At 31.8% G+C, this 19,384-nt stretch carries 16 protein-coding genes; 11 read left to right on the forward strand and 5 right to left on the reverse strand.

Annotated elements, in window-relative coordinates; translation table 11 throughout:
* Window positions 1-48: 48 nt before the first annotated feature.
* Genes queE through queC form a run of 3 tightly spaced genes read right to left on the reverse strand, consistent with a single transcriptional unit; the run spans window position 49 to window position 1,851 of the window.
* Window positions 49-759, reverse strand: a complete 711-nt coding sequence (gene queE / locus LQ615_RS00780; protein ID WP_103268636.1) for a 7-carboxy-7-deazaguanine synthase QueE — start codon at window positions 757-759, stop codon at window positions 49-51.
* Entirely contained in the window at window positions 752-1,183 is a 432-nt protein-coding gene (gene queD, locus LQ615_RS00785) for a 6-carboxytetrahydropterin synthase QueD (protein WP_103268635.1), read from the reverse strand. The genes queE and queD overlap by 8 nt, the downstream gene beginning before the upstream one ends.
* A complete protein-coding gene (gene queC / locus LQ615_RS00790) occupies window positions 1,183-1,851 on the reverse strand; it encodes a 7-cyano-7-deazaguanine synthase QueC (protein WP_239703966.1) in 669 nt (222 codons plus the stop codon). The genes queD and queC overlap by 1 nt, the downstream gene beginning before the upstream one ends.
* Window positions 1,852-2,054: 203 nt before the next feature.
* On the opposite strand from queC, the gene LQ615_RS00795 reads away from it, so the two are divergent.
* The 5 genes from LQ615_RS00795 (at window position 2,055) to ltaS (ending at window position 8,537) form a co-directional block, all read left to right on the forward strand.
* Complete coding sequence (locus LQ615_RS00795; protein WP_167543713.1) at window positions 2,055-2,660, forward strand: anthranilate synthase component II; 606 nt, start codon at window positions 2,055-2,057, stop codon at window positions 2,658-2,660.
* Window positions 2,629-4,386, forward strand: coding sequence for a bifunctional chorismate-binding protein/class IV aminotransferase (locus LQ615_RS00800; protein ID WP_239703967.1), 1,758 nt, complete (start codon window positions 2,629-2,631; stop codon window positions 4,384-4,386). Before LQ615_RS00795 ends, LQ615_RS00800 begins: the two co-directional genes overlap by 32 nt.
* A gap of 313 nt (window positions 4,387-4,699) precedes the next feature.
* The gene (locus tag LQ615_RS00805; RefSeq protein ID WP_017000379.1) at window positions 4,700-5,401 is read left to right on the forward strand and encodes a carboxyltransferase domain-containing protein; all 702 of its coding nucleotides are present in this window, start codon (window positions 4,700-4,702) and stop codon (window positions 5,399-5,401) included.
* Window positions 5,392-6,414: a 5-oxoprolinase subunit C family protein gene (locus tag LQ615_RS00810; RefSeq protein WP_103268631.1), complete on the forward strand. Its 1,023-nt coding sequence runs from the start codon at window positions 5,392-5,394 to the stop codon at window positions 6,412-6,414. The genes LQ615_RS00805 and LQ615_RS00810 overlap by 10 nt, the downstream gene beginning before the upstream one ends.
* Window positions 6,415-6,596: 182 nt before the next feature.
* A complete protein-coding gene (ltaS, locus tag LQ615_RS00815) occupies window positions 6,597-8,537 on the forward strand; it encodes a polyglycerol-phosphate lipoteichoic acid synthase LtaS (protein ID WP_017000377.1) in 1,941 nt (646 codons plus the stop codon).
* A gap of 108 nt (window positions 8,538-8,645) precedes the next feature.
* Here ltaS and LQ615_RS00820 read toward each other — a convergent pair whose 3' ends face one another.
* Complete coding sequence (locus LQ615_RS00820; RefSeq protein WP_017000376.1) at window positions 8,646-9,461, reverse strand: ZIP family metal transporter; 816 nt, start codon at window positions 9,459-9,461, stop codon at window positions 8,646-8,648.
* An 85-nt stretch (window positions 9,462-9,546) separates the two neighbouring features.
* Between LQ615_RS00820 and LQ615_RS00825 the strand changes: the two genes are divergently transcribed.
* The 6 genes from LQ615_RS00825 (at window position 9,547) to LQ615_RS00850 (ending at window position 17,725) form a co-directional block, all read left to right on the forward strand.
* The gene (locus LQ615_RS00825) at window positions 9,547-11,418 is read left to right on the forward strand and encodes an ABC-F family ATP-binding cassette domain-containing protein (protein WP_103268629.1); all 1,872 of its coding nucleotides are present in this window, start codon (window positions 9,547-9,549) and stop codon (window positions 11,416-11,418) included.
* 21 nt (window positions 11,419-11,439) lie between these two features.
* On the forward strand, window positions 11,440-13,218 hold the full coding sequence (gene recQ, locus LQ615_RS00830) for a DNA helicase RecQ (RefSeq protein WP_017000374.1): 1,779 nt from the start codon (window positions 11,440-11,442) through the stop codon (window positions 13,216-13,218).
* 91 nt (window positions 13,219-13,309) lie between these two features.
* Complete coding sequence (locus LQ615_RS00835) at window positions 13,310-14,269, forward strand: ABC transporter ATP-binding protein (protein ID WP_239703968.1); 960 nt, start codon at window positions 13,310-13,312, stop codon at window positions 14,267-14,269.
* Window positions 14,269-15,783, forward strand: coding sequence for an ABC transporter permease/substrate-binding protein (locus LQ615_RS00840; protein WP_064204696.1), 1,515 nt, complete (start codon window positions 14,269-14,271; stop codon window positions 15,781-15,783). The genes LQ615_RS00835 and LQ615_RS00840 overlap by 1 nt, the downstream gene beginning before the upstream one ends.
* 231 nt (window positions 15,784-16,014) lie before the next feature.
* Window positions 16,015-17,082 carry a histidinol-phosphate transaminase gene (hisC, locus tag LQ615_RS00845; protein WP_135021991.1) on the forward strand — a complete coding sequence of 356 codons (1,068 nt, stop codon included), beginning with the start codon at window positions 16,015-16,017 and terminating at the stop codon, window positions 17,080-17,082.
* A gap of 64 nt (window positions 17,083-17,146) precedes the next feature.
* Entirely contained in the window at window positions 17,147-17,725 is a 579-nt protein-coding gene (locus LQ615_RS00850; protein WP_017000371.1) for a 5' nucleotidase, NT5C type, read from the forward strand.
* A 92-nt stretch (window positions 17,726-17,817) separates the two neighbouring features.
* On the opposite strand, the gene LQ615_RS00855 is transcribed toward LQ615_RS00850, so the two are convergent.
* Entirely contained in the window at window positions 17,818-19,320 is a 1,503-nt protein-coding gene (locus LQ615_RS00855; protein ID WP_017000370.1) for a peptide MFS transporter, read from the reverse strand.
* Window positions 19,321-19,384 lie beyond the last annotated feature (64 nt).

Here is a 19,384-nt window from a genome sequence, read left to right on the forward strand (position 1 = left end):
TTTCGTAGTCCCACCCCGGCAAGGATGACTAGGGTTGGAGACTTCTGGCTATACGCCTTTTTTATTGCTCCATAGTAATGTATGCAATTGTGGCAATACATATATATCGTTTAGTGTATCGTTCATGACTTTATCTATAAGTTCTTCGTATTTACTTAGTAATTTCTCTGTGTGATTTGAAACACTATCATCTAAATAAGGGTTTCCAACTTGTAAATAAAACGGAATGTCTGGGTATCGAGCGTGAATATCTTTAGCAAATTTATAATCTTCATCATCGAATATGACAACTTTTAAAGATAAACTCTCTTTAGTACATTTTGAAATCACGTCATCCAAAATAGGTAGACTTGGTTTCATACCAGAGCTTGGTGGTTTAGGACTGATTGTTAAGTCGTCTATATCCACCATCCATTCTTGAAATTTAGAACCTTGTGTTTCTAGCGCAGTTTGAATCTTTCTTTCTTTAAATGCTTCAACAAGAGGGCCGATATTTTTAATTAAAGCTGGATTACCACCAGAAATAGTGACATGTTGATATTGATTAGGAGCAAGTTGATCTAGTTCTGAAAGGATTTGTTCAGGTTCTAGTAGTCGAATATCGTCTTTAGCAGAACCATCCCAAGTAAAGCTTGAATCACACCAACTACATCTATAATCACAACCACTTGTTCTAACAAACATGGTTTTTCTTCCAATAACCGAGCCTTCTCCTTGTATAGTCGGACCAAATATTTCAAGTACAGGAATTTTAGGCATTATTTTCACCCTGTTTCACAGGACGATAAACGACATAACTTGTTGGTGTCTCTCTAACAAAGACTTGTACACATTTAGGTTTATTATCACGATTATCTAATGATTCTTGTACAATATTATATATTGTTTGAGCAACTTGCTCTGTTGAAGGGCTGTTGTCTTTAAACTCTTCGAAATCATTTAATAAACGATGGTCATATCTCTTGTGTATAAGTGATTTTAATTCACTGAAATTCACTAAAAATCCCATTTTGTCCAATTCATCACCAGCGATTGTTAAATTAATGAAATATGTATGCCCATGAACATTATGGCATTTTCCAGATTCTTCATAAGGAATGTAATGTGCGCTTGAAAAATTAAAGTCTTTATTTAGTTCAAAAGCATATGGATGCTGAACGCTAGGGTATATTTGTTGTAACATTATAGACTTCCTTTCAATTCAAGGTACTGTGATAAACCTTGATTTCTTAATTTGCATGCAGGACATTCACCACATCCGTCAGCTATAACACCGTTATAACAAGTTAATGTATGTTCACGAACATAATCAAGTGCACCTAATTCATCACTCAACGCCCATGTTTCTTGTTTGTTAAGCCACATAAGAGGTGTATGTATAACAAAATCTTTGTCCATTGATAAATTAAGAGATAAGTTCATAGATTTAATAAAACTATCTCTACAATCTGGATAACCGCTAAAGTCTGTTTCACAAACGCCAGTGATGATATGTTTAGCACCGATTTGGTAAGCAAGTGCACCAGCAAATGATAAGAATAATAAATTTCTAGCTGGTACGAAAGTGTTTGGTATACCATCTTCATTATTTTCGATTTCCATATTGTGATCTGTTAAAGCGTTTGGAGATAATTGTGAAAGTAGTGACATGTCCAGAATATGATGTTTCAAACCTTGTTCTTTAGCAATATTTTCTGCTACTTCTATTTCTAAATCATGTCTTTGTCCGTATTGAAAAGTAAGGAGTTCTACTTCTTTAAAATTTTCTTTCGCATAAAACATACATGTCGTACTGTCTTGACCACCGCTAAAAACGACAAGTGCTTTATCATTTTTTAATGTTTCTGACATAATCTTTCTCCTTTAAAAAGGCATAAAAAAAGCCTGCCTTCTATAAAAAAGGTAGACGAAGTGTCTAGTTTTTTATAGAGGGTATGAGCTAGGAACCTCTTAGTTTATTGAATATACAAATGATAATACAATCAAATTGTAAAAGCAAGTTTATGATATGGTATGATAGGTCTGAAAATAATAAACAAAGTGAAGGTATTTTTATGATTATTATGATAGACAACCATGATTCTTTTACATACAACATTATCGAATATTTAAAAATTATTACTATTAATGAAAAAATTAGAATTTATAAAAATGAAGATATCAATATAGATATGCTTAATAGTTTAAACCCTAAATCTGTTATTGTTTCACCAGGTCCGGGACACCCTAACGATTATCCAAAGCTGATGGAAAATTTGTATCAAATACATAAACACATACCTATTTTAGGTGTTTGCTTAGGGTTTCAGTTATTAATAGCTACGTTTAATGGAAAAATAGTAAACGGTCAAAAGCCTATTCATGGTCATGTTGCTGCTATTAAACATGATGGTAAAGGAATATACCAAAACTTACCGTCTTCATTTAATGTAACGAGGTATCATTCATTAATAGCAGATGATACTTGTATTCCAGATGAATTTATTATTTCAGCATGGACGGTTGAGGGGAATATTCCAATGGCAATAAGACACAAAAGCTTACCAATTGAAGCGGTTCAATATCATCCTGAATCTATTTTGAGCGAATTTGGCAAAGAGCAAATTGCAAATTTTCTTACGAAGGTAGGTGTTGAAGTTGAAAGCACATATACAATTTAAATATATCAATGATAAAGATAATATAGAAAAATTAAATTTAAAGTTTGAAAAACCTATTTATTATATGGTTGCTAATACTATCGAAGAGGTTGAAAAATTAATAAATAAAGCAGAGTATTATCAGAGTAGTGGTTATTATGTAGTCTTAAGTTTACCTTATGAAAGTGCGCCAGCTTTCGATAAAGCATTGCAAGTATATAATGATCAAGAAAACTACGGATCGTTACAAGTTTATAAAAGTCCTGTTAATCAATTTGAAAATGAGTCTGCTTATGAAACATCTTTAAAAAATATAAATTGGCACCCAGTTGATAGTGAAGAAACGATACAATCTAATATACATTTCATACATAATGAAATTATTAAAGGAAACACTTATCAAGTGAACTATACGACGCGTTTAATAGGAAACCGTATAAAAAAACCTTATCATTATTTTAAATTATTAACTTATGAATCAAATGGTGATTATCAAGCATATATCGAGAACGATAATGAAAGCATTATTTCGGTATCACCCGAACTATTCTTCCAAACTGGTCCATATCGTAATAAAAATAATTGCATTGTTACGAAACCAATGAAAGGTACAATTGCTAGAGGACAAAATAACGAAGAAGATAAAATTAATTTCGATGTTCTTAATCAATCTAATAAAGATAAAGCTGAGAATGTTATGATTGTGGATTTATTAAGAAATGATTTAAGTAAAATTTCTAAAACAGGTACAGTAAAAACAACCGATTTATTTATGATTGAGAAATATAAGACCGTATATCAAATGACGAGTACGATTTATAGCGAAATTTCCTCTAATCAAAGTCTATATCATATATTACAAGCTTTATTCCCGTGTGGATCGATAACTGGCGCTCCTAAAGAATCAACTATGAAAATTATTCATGAACTTGAAACATTACCGAGAGGTGTTTATTGTGGAACAATCGGTTTAATGTTACCTGATGGCAGAAATATTTTTAATGTTCCAATTCGTACAATACAAAACAAGAAAGATAAATCCATCTACGGTGTTGGGGCGGGTATAACAATTGATTCAAATCCTCACGCAGAAATAAAAGAATTTAAAATGAAAACAAAAATACTAGATAATCCAAATGTTCATTTAATAGAAACTATACGTATTGAAAATGGAAAAGTAAGCAGGCGTAAAGAACATACTCGAAGAATTGAAAAAAGCGCTGCTGAATTGAATATCCCTTTTAACCGTAATCAATGGGATGATGTACTGGATACCGCTTTAGAAAATCACTCAAATGGTACATATAAGTTAAGGATTGAATTGGACCGCTTAGGAGATTTTCAAGTGGAAATAAATGAATTGAGTAATACTAATAAACCATTTACAGCACAATTAATGCTTGCTAAAGAAGTTCCGACGTTATATACAATCAATAAGACTACTGCGCGAAAGCATTTTGAACACTCACATGAAACGAATGTTGTATTATATTATAATGAAGAAAATCAAATAACCGAGTTTGATATTGGAAATGTCGTTATTTTTGAAGATGGTGATTACTTCACACCACCATTTAGTAATCAAATTTTAAATGGATGTATGAGACAATCTTTACTAAGAGATGAAATAATAAAAGAACGAATTATAAATAAGGATATGTTATTAGATGGTATTAAAAATCGTAAAATTAAACTGTTTATGATTAATAGTTTGAGAGAATGGATAGAGATAGATTTAAAATTTTGATGGCAATCTATGATGACAAATAGTAAAATAGATACCATCTTATAAGGACGGGTGAAAATAAATGTTCTTAGCATTATTATATTTAATAATTATCATTTTAGTTGTTTTTTACATGAAGAATATTGTGTTAACACATTTGAGAAGAAACAATAATAAGAAGAGTTTTGCTTTTCTATATATAGGATTTGCGATATCAATATTATTTGTAGGTTTATTTGTTAATCAAATTACGTCTGTTTTTATAGACTTAACAGATGTGTTTTATCGCAAGTAATGGTACATGATATAGCGAAACAGAATGAGGTGTCTTTATATGCGCATATATCCTAAAGGTGATTCTGCTCTAACTGTTATGAGTGATAGAGAACCTTCTAGACAATTAACGCACGAAATAAATGAATTTAGAATGGACATACTAAACAAAAATATGCCATTTATCGATGAGGTTATACCAAGTGAAAATAGTTTAATGGTTGTTTATCACCCATATAATATGATGATGAATCATGATATTTCTCAACCTTTCAATTATATGCATGAATTAATAGAAGGTATAATTAAGAAAAAGAAAGAAGACTTAAAGGATAGAGAAGTTCGTAAGACTGCTGTTGAAATCGATGTGGTTGTAGGCGGGATATATGGGCCTGATTTTGACGGTCTAACTGATTTGTCAGATGAAGAACAAATACAAGTTTTAGAATCAAGAACATACTTTGTTTCTATGATTGGCCACACACCAGGCTGTCCATACTTATCGGGGTTAAGCCACAGATTGCATTCTAAAAATTCGGGTTATAAACAATTTATTCCTAAAGGATCTTTATGTATTGAAAGAGATAAGCTTTTTATTACGACTACAGATACAAATGGTAGTTGGCCAGTTATAGGTTGGACAGAAGTTGAAATGTTTGATAGAGAAGAAAGTAAATGTAAATTAAACTTTGGTGACGATGTTGTTTTAAATGTTGTAGATAGAGAAACAATTGAGAGTGGAGGGTATAAACCATGTCACTAATTATGAGAGAACCTGGTCTATACACTTCAATTCAAGATTTAGGTAGACAAAAATTCCAACATATTGGTATCGTGAAAAATGGTTCCATTGATCAACTTAATCATAGATTAGCAAATATGTTAGTAGGTAATGATGAAGATGAAGCATTGTTAGAAATGACTTTTAAAATGCCGAGTATACAATTTACAGAACCAACATTAATTGCAATTACCGGTGCACATTTTCCTGCATATCGTGATGACAAGAAAATATTACCGTATAAAATTCATTTAATGAATAAAGGAGAAGTACTCAGTTTTGAGGATGCTCATAAAGGTACTAGGGTATATCTTGCAATAGCAGGGGGAATAGTGGCTGATGAATGGTTAGGTTCAAAATCTACTAGTATTAGATTAGGAATGGGTGGACATAAAGGACGTTTATTGCAACAAGGCGATGAAATAGAGCTTTTTAGAAATTATTCACCATTACAAAAGAAACTATTCGCCAATTTAGAAGAAACTAAAACGGCAGATTGGGGTATAGACCAATATACACTTGCTTTAAATTATTTCACGGACATCTTCCATATTATTTCAGGAGAAGGTATGTCACATTTCAAACAAGATGAAATAAAAAATCTAGAAAATAGAGTGTATAAGGTATCCAATCGTTTTAATAGAACAGGATTAACGTTAGAGGGAGAATCAATCGTTAATAGAGAAATTAACGATCAATCATTCTTAAGCGTTAAAAAAGGTACAGTTTTATTAAATGAAGAAAATCAACTCGTTATTATGTTGAATGATCATCAATCATTATCAAGCTACCCTCAACTAGGGACTATTGCCTCATATCACATAGATAAACTTGCACAGAAAAAACAAGGTTCCAAAATAATCTTTAGGACATTAAGTATTGAAGAAGCTGAAAAAAATATGAAAAAACATGCACAATTTGTAAAACAAATAAAGACAGGCATAAAATATAAATTACAAGAAGAAATGCAAAAACAATCGAAACATAAAATGTGACGGTTATATGTACTTTTACACATTTTTTGTGGTAGATATAGGTTTTTAGTTGAATTTTTTTGTAAAGTAGTATAAATTATAATACTGAACATCTATTAATATTACAAGAATATTACAACGGTCAATAATTTGTAATGAATTTATAAAGGAAATTGATGTGAGTTGAGATACGGAGGAAAGGTATGAAATCAAAAAATAGGAAGATAGGCGTCTTTACGTTCTTCTTGCTAACCGTTTTAGCGATTGCGTTGAAGACTTATTTTGCCTATTATGTGGACTTGTCACTTGGGGTAAAGGGACTAGTACAAAATTTAATACTATTAATGAACCCATATAGCTTAGTTGCATTAATATTAAGTGTGTTTTTATTCTTTAAAGGGCGTAAATCTTATTGGTTTATTTTCATAGGAGGATTTATACTAACATTCCTGTTATATGCGAATGTTGTGTACTTTAGATTCTTCTCTGACTTTTTAACATTTAGTACATTGAACCAAGTAAGTAACGTTGAATCTATGTCTGGTGCTGTATATAGTTCATTCTCATGGTACGACTTTATTTACTTCACTGATACGATTATATTCTTATTTGTTCTTGTATTTAAGAGCAAGTGGCTTAATACAAAAGCATTCCCTAAGAAGTTCGTTCCAGTAGTAATGGGCGTTGCGGTAGCATTAGCATTTTTAAATTTGGCTTTTGCTGAAGCTGATAGACCAGAATTACTTACTAGAACATTCGATCATAAATATTTAGTTAAATATTTAGGTCCATATAATTTCACAGTATATGATGGTGTTAAAACAGTTCAAAATAACTCTCAAAAAGCGTTAGCTAGTGAAGATGATCTAACTGAAGTTAAAAATTATGCTAAGCAAAAATATCAAAAACCTAGTAAAGAAACATTTGGTATAGCCAAAGATAAAAACGTCATTAAAATTCATTTAGAAAGTTTCCAATCATTCTTAATTGATTTTAAAGTTAATGGGGAAGAAGTTACACCATTCTTGAACTCACTTGCTAAAGGTGATAAAGGATATAAATATTATCCAAACTTTTTCCATCAAACTGGACAAGGTAAGACTGCCGATTCAGAGTTAACGATGGATAATAGTATTTACGGGCTTCCGCAAGGTTCAGCTTTCTCATTAAAAGGAGATAACACTTATCAATCTCTACCAGCGATTTTAAACCAGAAACAAGGTTATGAAACATCTGTGATGCACGGTGACTACAAAACATTCTGGAATAGAGATCAAGTGTATAAACATTTTGGTGTTGATAAGTTTTATGATGCAACGTATTACGACATGAAACAAGAGAATCAAGAAAACTTAGGTCTTAAAGATAAAGTGTTCTTCGACGAGTCGATTGCACATCTTAAAGAGCAGAAAGAACCATTCTACTCTCATTTAATTACGTTAACTAACCATTATCCATTTACATTAAGTAAAGAAGATGCAACAATTGAAAAACCAAACACAGGTAGTGCGACGCTTGATGGTTACGTTCAAACAGCGCGTTATTTAGATGAGTCGTTAGAAGAATTTGTGAATCAACTTAAAAAAGAAGGTCTTTATGATGACTCTGTTATAATGATTTACGGTGACCATTATGGTATCTCTGAGAACCATAACAAAGCCATGGCAAACCTATTAGGTGAAGATGAGATTACACCTGCTAAATTTATGGACTTAAATAGAACACCGTTCTTTATGAAAGTTCCTGGATTAGAAGGTGGAGTTGATGAAACTTATGGTGGTCAAGTAGACGTTATGCCTACATTACTAGATGTATTAGGCATTGACGCTAGTAACTACATCATGTTTGGTACAGACTTATTATCAAAAGGTCACGATGAAACAGTAGCATTTAGAAATGGTGACTTCATTACACCTGAGTATAAATCAATAGGTAGCGCAGTTTATGATAATAAGACTAACAAACCGATGAAGACTAAACCGCAAGACTTACAAGAAAATAAAAATAAAGTAGAAAAAGAACTTGAATTGTCAGATCAGTTATTACATGGTGACTTATTCAGATTTTATGACAATCCAGACTTCAAGAAAATAAAACCATCAAGCTATGAATATAAATCTGGCAATGGCTATCAAGAAGAATAAGAAAAATAGTTTGAGACATAAGTCTTAATTTAAAATAAATAAGCATATCACTTAACTAATATATTAGTTGAAAAGTGATATGCTTATTTTTATTGTTCAATTTGCTGTTTATCCTAATGCAACATCTAATATCATCATAATCGTAAATCCACCCATTAATCCTAATGTTGCTAAATCTGTATTATTTCCTGATTGTGATTCTGGTATTAATTCTTCAACGACAACAAATATCATCGCACCTGCTGCAAAAGCTAATGCATACGGTAATATAGGCGTGGCAAGAACTACTAATAATGCGCCTAACATTGCAAATACTGGTTCAACTAGCGCTGAAGCTTGTCCATAGTTAAATGCTTTCCACCTTGAAAGACCAGAGGCACGTATAGGCATAGATAATGCTGCGCCTTCAGGTATGTTTTGTATACCAATACCAATCGCTAAACCAAGTGCACCTAATAAAGTAGCACCTTCATTACCTGTAGCAACACCTCCAAAAGCTACACCTATTGCCATACCTTCAGGAATATTGTGTAGAGTGATGGCTAAGAATAATAATGTATTCTTTCCAAGTTTAGTGTCTGGTCCTTCAACTCTTTGGCTTTTATCAGGTGCATTTTGGTGCGCATGTGGAATGACAAAGTCTAATAATCTAATGAAAACCCCACCTAGTAAGAAACCAATTGCAGCTGGTAACCAAGGCATGGCTGAATCTGAACTTTGATCTATAGAAGGTTGTAATAAAGACCAAAAACTAGCAGCTATCATCACACCTGCTGCAAACCCTTGCATTGTATTTATAACTTTTGTATCTATGTTCTTAAATAAATAAACAAATGACGATCCAAAAGCTGTAAGTAGCCAAGTGATAATACCTGCTAATAATGCTTGTAAATATGGTGGAAGCGTTGTAAAAAACTCTTGCATTGTTTGTGCTCCTTCGTATCTTTTATTGTAAAAAGAGTGTATAATATATTAATTGAAAACTGAGAAAACTAAAGGATGTTAAAACATGGAAGCATATAAAATTGAACACCTTAATAAACAATATGGTGATAAAGTTATATTTAATGATTTGGATTTATCCATTTCTTATAAAGAACGAATAGGACTTGTTGGCATTAACGGAACTGGTAAGAGTACTTTGCTAAAGGTCATCGCGAATATAGATGATGATTATGATGCAAAGACATCTTACCCTAATCAATATCAAATTGCATATGCTAGCCAAAAACCTGAATTAAATGGAACTTTATCTGTAATAGATGAAGTACTAAATAATGAAACAGAGATGACGAAGGTTATAGCAAATTATGAAAATGCATTGAATAAATATCAACAAACTGGTGAATCTAAAGACCTTGATTTAATGATGGAATATCAATCTCATATGGATAGATTGAACGCCTGGGATTACAGTGCAGAGGTCAAAACAATTTTATCAAAATTAGGTATAAATGACTACCACAAAAAAATATCTGAATTAAGTGGTGGTCAGAAGAAACGTGTAGCATTAGCTAAAGAATTAATACGTAAACCTGATTTGCTTTTATTAGATGAACCAACAAACCATTTAGATATAGAAGGTATAGAATGGCTTGTAAATTATATTAAACAATACCCACATACCATTATGTTCGTTACGCATGATCGTCACTTCTTAAATCAAGTTGCTTCACGTATCGTTGAGTTGTCTAATGGAAAACTGACAAGTTATCCTGGTAATTATGAAGCATATATTCAAGCAAGAGCAGAAAAAGAAGAAATAGAAGCTCAACAACATACAAAGAAAAAAGCGCTATATAGACAAGAATTACATTGGATGAGACAAGGCGCTAAAGCAAGATCTACTAAACAACAAGCGAGAATACAAAGATTTAATACTCTAGAAGAAGATTTATCTAATAAGAAAACTCAAGGTGAAGCAAGTCTTAACTTAGCTCATTCTCGATTAGGGAAACAAGTATTTGAGCTAGAAGACATTACAAAATCTATAGGTGATAAAACACTATTTGAAAACTTCACTACAATCATACAAAAAGGAGACCGAATAGGTATTGTCGGTGAAAATGGAGTGGGTAAAACGACTTTGCTTAACATTATTAGTGGTTTAGATCAGTCATATCAAGGCAACTTAATTACTGGTCAAACTGTTAAAATTGCTTATTTCAAACAACAAGATGATAGTTTGAGTTCTGATGAAAGAATGATTGATTACTTAAGAGCAGAAAGTGAAGTGGCAAAAGAAAAAGATGGTACTGTAGTATCTGTTACGCAGTTACTAGAACGTTTCTTATTCCCTAGTCAAACACATGGTACTCAAATTAATAAACTTTCAGGTGGAGAGCAAAAACGTTTATATTTATTAAAATTATTAGTCCATGAACCAAATGTTCTTATACTAGATGAACCGACTAATGATTTAGATACAGAAACACTTACAATTTTAGAAGCGTATATTACAGAATTTGGCGGAACTGTAATTACAGTTAGTCACGATAGATACTTCTTAAATAAAGTGGCTAATAAATATTGGTATATACATGATAAACAAGTAGAACCATTGTTAGGCACTTTTGAAGATTATTTAGCTTATAAACGTGAATTAGATAAAAAAGCTAATCAACAACATAAAGCTGAAGTTAAACAAGAAGAGAAACCAAAAGCGAACGCAAGGTTATCATTCAAAGAGAAAAGAGAACTAGAAGAATTAGAAAATAATATAGAATATATCGAAACAAGATTAGAAGAAATAGAACAAGAAATGATAGATAACGCTACAAACTATGAGAAATTAAACGAATTGACTCAAGAAAAGACATCGATTGAAACGCAATATGAAGAGGATTATATGCGTTGGTCATCCTTATCAGACAGATTATAAGCATATAGAGGTGTAATATAGATGCAAAATATTTTAAAAGAATACTTTGGGTATCAACAATTTAGAGATGGACAGAAAGAAATTATTGATAAAGTGATTGATCATCGACCAACATTAGGTGTTATGCCGACTGGCGGAGGTAAATCAATTTGTTATCAAGTACCAGGACTTTATTTAGATGGCGTAACAATTGTCATCAGTCCTTTAATCTCCTTAATGAAAGACCAAGTTGACAGCTTAAGGTCTATGGGGATTAAAGCTGAATTTTTAAATAGTACATTAACAAATAAAGAGAAGAATAGAGTAGAAAGAGAACTTGTTTCAGGACAAGTTAAATTCCTATATATTGCACCAGAGCGCTTTAATCAACCACAATTTGTACAATTAATAAATAAATGTAATATTCAACTTATAGCATTTGATGAAGCCCATTGTATATCTAAATGGGGACATGATTTTAGGCCGAGTTATCAAGAAGTGATAACTCATGTTATGAGTTTACCACATCATTTTAGATTAGTTGCATTAACTGCTACGGCTACTCAAGAAGTACAAGAAGATATTTCACAGAAACTAGGAATAGCAGAACAAGATATTGTTGAAACTTCTATTAAACGTGAAAATTTAACATTTAAAGTAAATAGTACGTACCAAAGATTGAACTTCGTCAAAGATTATGTAAAAAGTCATATTAATCAATCAGGCATCATTTATTGTTCAACAAGAAAACAAGTAGAACAACTTAGTGAGACTTTTGACGATTTAGATATAAAAAATGTTATGTATCACGCTGGTTTGCCGAAAGAAGAAAGAGAACGTGCACAAAGAAAATTTATAGATGATGATATAAAATTAGCAGTCGCTACCAATGCTTTCGGAATGGGAATAGATAAATCTAATGTGAGATTTGTGATTCATTATAATATGCCTCAAGACATCGAGTCTTATTATCAAGAAGCAGGTAGAGCAGGACGAGATCAATTAGACAGTGAATGTATATTGCTATTCTCTGATAGAGATATTGATTTACAAAAATTCTTTATTTCTTCTAGCCAAGCGGATGATGAATATAAAGAAAAACAAGGCGAGAAGTTAAGACAAATGATTCAATACACGAAGACAACGAAATGCCTTGAAGCGATGATGATTCATTATTTCAACCCTGATGAAAAACTTGAAGAGTGTGGAAGATGTTCAAGTTGTTTAGAAGCTAAAAAATCATACGATATGACTACTGAAGCACAGAAAATTTTAAGTTGCATTGCGAGATTAAAACAACAAGAAAAAAGGAATATGATTATACAAGTACTTAGAGGTGAGAAATCAACTCAGATAACATCTTTAGGGTATGAAGAGCTAAGTACTTATGGAATACTAAAAGATTATACTACAAACGAATGTCACCATTTATTAGACGAGTTAAGGTTTAAAGGATATTTAAATGAATATAAAGAAGTATTGAGTGTTGACCAATCAGCGATGGAAGTTTTAAGAGGTAATGTACAAATTATGACAACACCATTTAAATCTAAACCTAAAGAGATTGTAGATATACAAACAATAACAGATGTAGACCGCTCATTATTTAATCGTCTAGTTGAAGTTAGAAAAGACTTAAGTAAAGAGTTAGAAGTATCCCCGTTATCTATCTTTTCTGACCAAATTTTAGAACAATTTGCGAAACGCCTACCTGAATCTAAAAAAGAAATGATTATGATAGATGGAATAGGTAGTTATAAATTAAAACACTATTGTCCAATATTTATTGATACAATTAAAAAATATAAACAACCAATTTAAAAAACAATGAATTTTATTGTTTATTGAGGGTAAATGATTATAAAGATAAATCTAATTTTGAACAATAAAAGGAAATGTGGGGTATATTGGGATGATTAAATTTAAAAATGTTTCAAAATTATATGGTACTAAAAAAGCGGTTGATAACGTTAGTTTCAACGTAGATAAAGGGGAATTTTTTGTATTAATCGGGCCGTCGGGGTGTGGGAAAACAACGACGCTTAAAATGATTAATCGCTTGATTCATTTATCAGATGGATATATTTATTTTAATGATAAACCAATTAGTGATTATGATGTTTCTGAAATGAGATGGGATATAGGTTATGTATTACAACAAATTGCTTTATTCCCACATATGACGATTAAAGAAAATATTTCACAAGTACCTGAAATGAAAAAGTGGAAAAAACAAGATATTGCAAAACGCGTTGATGAATTATTGAATATGGTAGGGTTAGACCCAGATATATTTAGAGATCGATACCCTAGTGAATTATCAGGTGGACAACAACAAAGAATCGGTGTTATAAGAGCCTTGGCTTCAGATCCGCCGGTAGTACTTATGGATGAACCATTCAGCGCTTTAGATCCAATTAGTCGTAAAAATTTACAAGATGATGTACTGAAGTTGCAATCTGAAATTAACAAGACAATTATCTTTGTCACACATGATATAGAAGAAGCGATGAAAATGGGAGACCGTATTTGCCTCTTAAATGAGGGACATGTTGAGCAAATTGGCACAACAGAAGATTTTATTCACCATCCTAAAAATGAATTTGTTAAATCATTTATTGGTAATATGGATGCTCATGTACTAAAACAAGTACAGTTAGGAGATATCGCGCAACCTATTTCAGAAGTTCATCCAACTTCTATAGATGTTTATCCTAAAGTAACACCAACACAAACCATTGATGATATATATGGATTGTTAGCTGAACATGAAGCAATTGTAATGGATAAAGGCGAAGAGGAACCAAGCCATATTGTAACTAGGCAGTATGTTTTTAGTTACTTAGCTGATAAGAATAGAGGTGTTTCATAATGAATGTATTATTCGAAACATTATCTAGTAGAAAAGGACAATTGCTAGAAACGTTACTGGAACATATTCAATTATCGTTTATTGCTTTACTTATTGCAGTTGTTATCGCTGTTCCATTAGGTATTTTACTTACGAAAACAGATAAAATTGCTGAAGTTGTAATTAACATTGCGGCAGTTCTCCAAACAATCCCTTCGCTAGCCTTGCTAGGGTTGATGATTCCATTGTTTGGTATTGGTCGTATTCCAGCTATAATTGCATTGGTTATTTACGCATTATTACCAATCTTAAGAAATACATATACAGGAATCAAAGAAGTAGATCCTTCCCTTATTGAAGCGGCTAGAGGTATAGGAATGAAAACAGGTAGAAGACTTTCTAAAGTCGAATTACCACTCGCTATGCCAGTAATGATGGCTGGTATTAGAACAGCTATGGTATTAATTATTGGTACTGCTACGTTAGCAGCTTTAATTGGTGCAGGAGGACTAGGGGATTTAATTTTACTCGGTATTGATCGTAATAATTCATCACTCATATTATTAGGTGCGATACCAGCTGCAATTCTTGCTATATTCTTCGACGTATTCTTAAGAATGTTAGAGAAAATTTCATACAAGAAATCGATTATTATTCTAGGCGCAATTTTACTTGTTTTCTTAATAACAATTATCGCTCCTTTATTTGGACAAAAAGGTGAAAAAATTACATTAGCAGGTAAATTAGGCTCTGAACCAGAAGTTATCACAAATATGTATAAAATTTTAATTGAAGATGAAACAGATAATACGGTAAATGTGAAGGCTGGAATGGGTAAGACTTCATTCTTATTTAATGCTTTAAAATCTAATGAGGTGGACGGATATCTTGAATTCACTGGTACTGTATTAGGAGAATTAACTAAAGAAACACCTAAATCAACAACAGAAAAAGATGTATATAATCAAGCAAATGATAGTTTAGAAAAGAAATTTGATATGCAATTGTTAGAACCTATGAAATACAACAACACGTATGCTTTAGCAGTTAAAGAAGAATATGCTAAAAAACATAATTTAAAAACTATTTCTGATTTGAAAAAAGTTGAAGATGATATTAGACCAGGCTTTACGCTAGAATTTAACGACCGTGAAGATGGTTATAAAGGCATTCAAAATAAATACAACTTGAAATTCAATGATGTAAAAACAATGGAACCTAAATTACGTTATCAAGCGATTGAAAGTAATGATATTGACTTAATAGATGCATATTCAACAGATGCTGAATTAAAAGAATATGGCATGGTTGTATTAGAAGATGACAAAAAGTTATTCCCACCATATCAAGGCGCACCAATGATGAAAAAAGAAACTGTTGAAAAGCATCCTGATGTAGTGAAAGCAATGAACAAATTAAAAGGTAAAATTAGTGACGAAGAAATGCAAGAAATGAATTATCGTGTTACGGTAAAAGATGAAGATGCATATCAAGTTGCAGAAGAATATTTAAAGAAGAATAATCTAATTGACTAAAGCCATTGATTTATGAAAATGGTTAGGTCTATAATATTATTTAATTGAGGCTGAGACATAAACAAATGACTCAGCCTTAAATGTTATATTTGCAATGGATATCTGGTTTGAAAATGTCCTTGTATCAAGCCTTTCAATCTAGTTATCTTTAACGGAGTGACACATAGAAATTTTATGAGAACGAATAGATTTCTATGTCACACTTATTTTTAAATATGGAGGTCATAGGATATGAAGCAACAATTAAAAGAGTTACAGGCTTATCAGCCTGGTTTATCACCAAGGCAACTAAAAGAAAAGTACGGCATTGAAGGGGATATGGTAAAGCTTGCTTCAAATGAAAATTTGTACGGCCCTTCTCCGAAAGTTAAAGATGCAATACAAGAAAGTCTAGATGAGTTATTTTATTATCCAGAAGTGAAACAATTTGATGTAAAAGATACTTTGAGTCAGTTTTTAAACGTGAAGAAAGAACAAATATTTTTTGGATCTGGTTTAGATGAAGTTATCATGATTATTTCTAGAGCAGTATTAGAAGCAGATGATGAAATATTAACGAGTGATATGACGTTTGGACAATATAAACATCATGCTGTCATTGAACGTGCACAAGTTAAGACGACGCCACTTAATAATGGTTATTTTGATTTAGATGCAATGTACGAAGAAATTACTGATAAGACGAAATTAATATGGATTTGTAATCCTAACAATCCATCTGGAACATATTTACCACACGAGGAACTAGAATCGTTTATTAAAAAAGTTCCAGATAATATTATCGTGTTAATTGATGAAGCATACATAGAGTTCGCTGTTGCTGAAGATATGCCTAGAAGTTTAGAATTATTAGATAAATATAAACAAGTTGTTGTATTAAGAACATTTTCTAAAGCATATGGCTTAGCATCACAACGAATTGGATATGCGATTGCCGATGAATCATTACTCAACCAACTTGATATTGTTCGTCTACCTTTCAATGTAACGTCACTATCCGCAGTTGCAGCTAACGCAGCGTTACAAGATCAAGAATATTTAAAAGATATTACTAACAAGAATAGAACTGAAATTGAAAAATTCTTAAATTCTTCATTTAAAGAACATTTATACGACAGTCAAACAAACTTTGTATTCGTAAACACAGATAAACCTCAAGAACTATACAATCAATTATTAAAAGAAGGTTTTATCACAAGGCCGTTTCCTAATGGGGTTCGTATTACAGTTGGTTTTAGTGAGCATAATGATAAAATGATTAAAGTATTAGAAACCTTTTTCGAAAAAGTGAATTCATAAAAAAGGAAAGTGAATAAGTTCTTTGTTATAATAGTATACATGAGATATAAAAGGAGAAGGTATAATGGCGAAACAAACAATCGGTATTGATATGGATGAAGTGTTAGTTGATACAATTAAAAAATTATTAATGCGTTATAATCAAGAAACTTCTTCAAACGTTACTATGGAAGAACTAAAAGGTAGTAAAATTAGAAATATGATGCCTGAACACCAAGGTATTTTAACTGATATTCTTAGGGAAGATGGATTTTTCAGAGATTTAGAAGTATTTGATGATGCTGTAGATGTTGTAAGAAAATTAAACGAATATTATGATGTTTTTATCGTTACAGCTGCAATGGACGTACCTACATCATTTGCTGATAAATATGCTTGGTTAAGAGAACACTTACCATTTATTGATCCACAACATTTTGTATTTTGCGGTGATAAAGGAATTGTAAATACAGATTACTTAATCGATGACAATCCTAGACAATTAGAAAGCTTTAATAATCATTCAATTATGTATGCAGCAGCACATAATATTGATTATGATAAGTGGCCAAAAGTATACAATTGGAAAGAAGTAGAAGAATACTTCTTAGGTGAAAATGGAGAATACAATAAACAGAAAAACTTATCCGAATCTATAAAGTAATTGTGGTATTTCATTATTTAATATCACAAGAATTAAGCTAACAAACTCAATATAAATGATAAAAGAAGCCCAATCTATTGATTGGGCTTCTTTTAATGTATACCTTGCATAAGTTTTTTGATTTTTGGTGTCATAGCAAGCACAATTAATGCTACAACAATTGCGATTGCACCAATAAGACCGAAGTAATTTTGGTGTCCTAATGGTTTTATTAATTTTACAAGTTGTCCGTTGATTCCTTGTGCAGTTGCGTTAGTTAAGAACCATAAGCTTAGCATTTGTGCAGAGAATGCTCTTGGTGCAAGTTTCACAGAAACACTTGATCCTGTAGGAGATAAACATAGCTCTCCAATTACACATAAGAAGAAACTTAAAATTAGCCATATAGGATTCATTAACTCAGTTTGTTGCATAGACATCGCAATCATCATCGCAATGAATGACACACCTGCAAAAGTAAGACCAATTACAAATTTAAGAGGTGTAGAAGGGTTATATTTACCTAATTTTTGCCATAGCATTGAAATAATTGGTGCAAATATTACGATGAAAAATGGGTTGATTGATTGGAACCAACCAGCTGGAATTTCGAAGTTAATACCATACACAGATAAATCTAATTGTGTTTTCTCTTGAGCAAATACACCTAGAACGTTTGAACCTTGTTCTTGTATACTCCAGAAAAGTACTGAAGCTAAGAATAGTGGTACATAAGCTAACAATCGAGATTTCTCGGTACTATCAATATCTGGACTTCGGTACATAATAGACCAGTAAATAAATGGTACTACTATTCCGACTATTAAGACAATTAAACTTATAGAATTAAATGTAAGTTGATCAACTAAGTATAAAATACCTAATAATATAAGAATACCTATCGTACTATATGTAAATATTTTAGAGTATTTAATTTTTTCTTTATGATTTAAAGGGTTTGAAGGGAAGTTCTCTACTTCACCAAGACTTTTTCTTTGGAATAGTACGTATGCTATTAAAGCTAAGAACATACCAAATGCTGCAATAGAGAAACCTTGGTGGAAACCAACATTCAAACGTACTTTGTCAATAATAAGAGGTGATAATAAAGCCCCCATATTAACTGACATATAGAAAATAACAAATCCCGCATCTAATCTATTATCATTTTTGTGATATAGGCCACCTACAACATTAGAAATGTTTGGCTTCATTAAGCCTGACCCGACAATAATAAGAATCATAGAGATTAAAAATGCGCCCAATCCAAATGGTAAAGATAATACAACGTGACCGAACATAATCAATATAGAACCTAAGAGTAAGGATCTTCTCGAACCAAGTAATCTATCTGCAACCCAACCACCTAGAATACCTGTCATAAATATCAGTGAGCCGTACATTGCCATAATTTGCTGAGCAGTAATTTTATCTAATCCTAGTCCGCCTTGACTTACGGAGAAGTATAAATAGTACAGCAAAATAGCACGCATACCGTAATAACTGAAACGTTCCCAAAATTCAACAAAAAACAGTATGCCTAAGCCGCGTGGATGCCCAAAAAATCCATGTTGAGGAACAGTTTCAACCATTTCCTCGCGCGTCATTTTGACCATAAAAATCGCTTCCTTTCTAAACTCTCCCCCAATTTTTAGGTAAGTTTAAAGAATAGTTTAAACC

The sequence above is a fragment of the Mammaliicoccus sp. C-M13 genome (genome assembly GCF_022386845.1).
Lineage (GTDB): Bacteria > Bacillota > Bacilli > Staphylococcales > Staphylococcaceae > Mammaliicoccus > Mammaliicoccus lentus.

Coding starts and splice junctions, on each gene's coding strand:
- LQ615_RS00850 (WP_017000371.1), top strand. CDS start 17,147: ATGGCGAAACAAACAATCGGTATTGATATGGATGAAGTGTTAGTTGAT.
- LQ615_RS00855 (WP_017000370.1), bottom strand. CDS start 19,320: ATGGTCAAAATGACGCGCGAGGAAATGGTTGAAACTGTTCCTCAACAT.
- LQ615_RS00840 (WP_064204696.1), top strand. CDS start 14,269: ATGAATGTATTATTCGAAACATTATCTAGTAGAAAAGGACAATTGCTA.
- ltaS (WP_017000377.1), top strand. CDS start 6,597: ATGAAATCAAAAAATAGGAAGATAGGCGTCTTTACGTTCTTCTTGCTA.
- queE (WP_103268636.1), bottom strand. CDS start 759: ATGCCTAAAATTCCTGTACTTGAAATATTTGGTCCGACTATACAAGGA.
- LQ615_RS00835 (WP_239703968.1), top strand. CDS start 13,310: ATGATTAAATTTAAAAATGTTTCAAAATTATATGGTACTAAAAAAGCG.
- queC (WP_239703966.1), bottom strand. CDS start 1,851: ATGTCAGAAACATTAAAAAATGATAAAGCACTTGTCGTTTTTAGCGGT.
- recQ (WP_017000374.1), top strand. CDS start 11,440: ATGCAAAATATTTTAAAAGAATACTTTGGGTATCAACAATTTAGAGAT.
- hisC (WP_135021991.1), top strand. CDS start 16,015: ATGAAGCAACAATTAAAAGAGTTACAGGCTTATCAGCCTGGTTTATCA.
- LQ615_RS00810 (WP_103268631.1), top strand. CDS start 5,392: ATGTCACTAATTATGAGAGAACCTGGTCTATACACTTCAATTCAAGAT.
- LQ615_RS00805 (WP_017000379.1), top strand. CDS start 4,700: ATGCGCATATATCCTAAAGGTGATTCTGCTCTAACTGTTATGAGTGAT.
- LQ615_RS00825 (WP_103268629.1), top strand. CDS start 9,547: ATGGAAGCATATAAAATTGAACACCTTAATAAACAATATGGTGATAAA.
- queD (WP_103268635.1), bottom strand. CDS start 1,183: ATGTTACAACAAATATACCCTAGCGTTCAGCATCCATATGCTTTTGAA.
- LQ615_RS00795 (WP_167543713.1), top strand. CDS start 2,055: ATGATTATTATGATAGACAACCATGATTCTTTTACATACAACATTATC.
- LQ615_RS00820 (WP_017000376.1), bottom strand. CDS start 9,461: ATGCAAGAGTTTTTTACAACGCTTCCACCATATTTACAAGCATTATTA.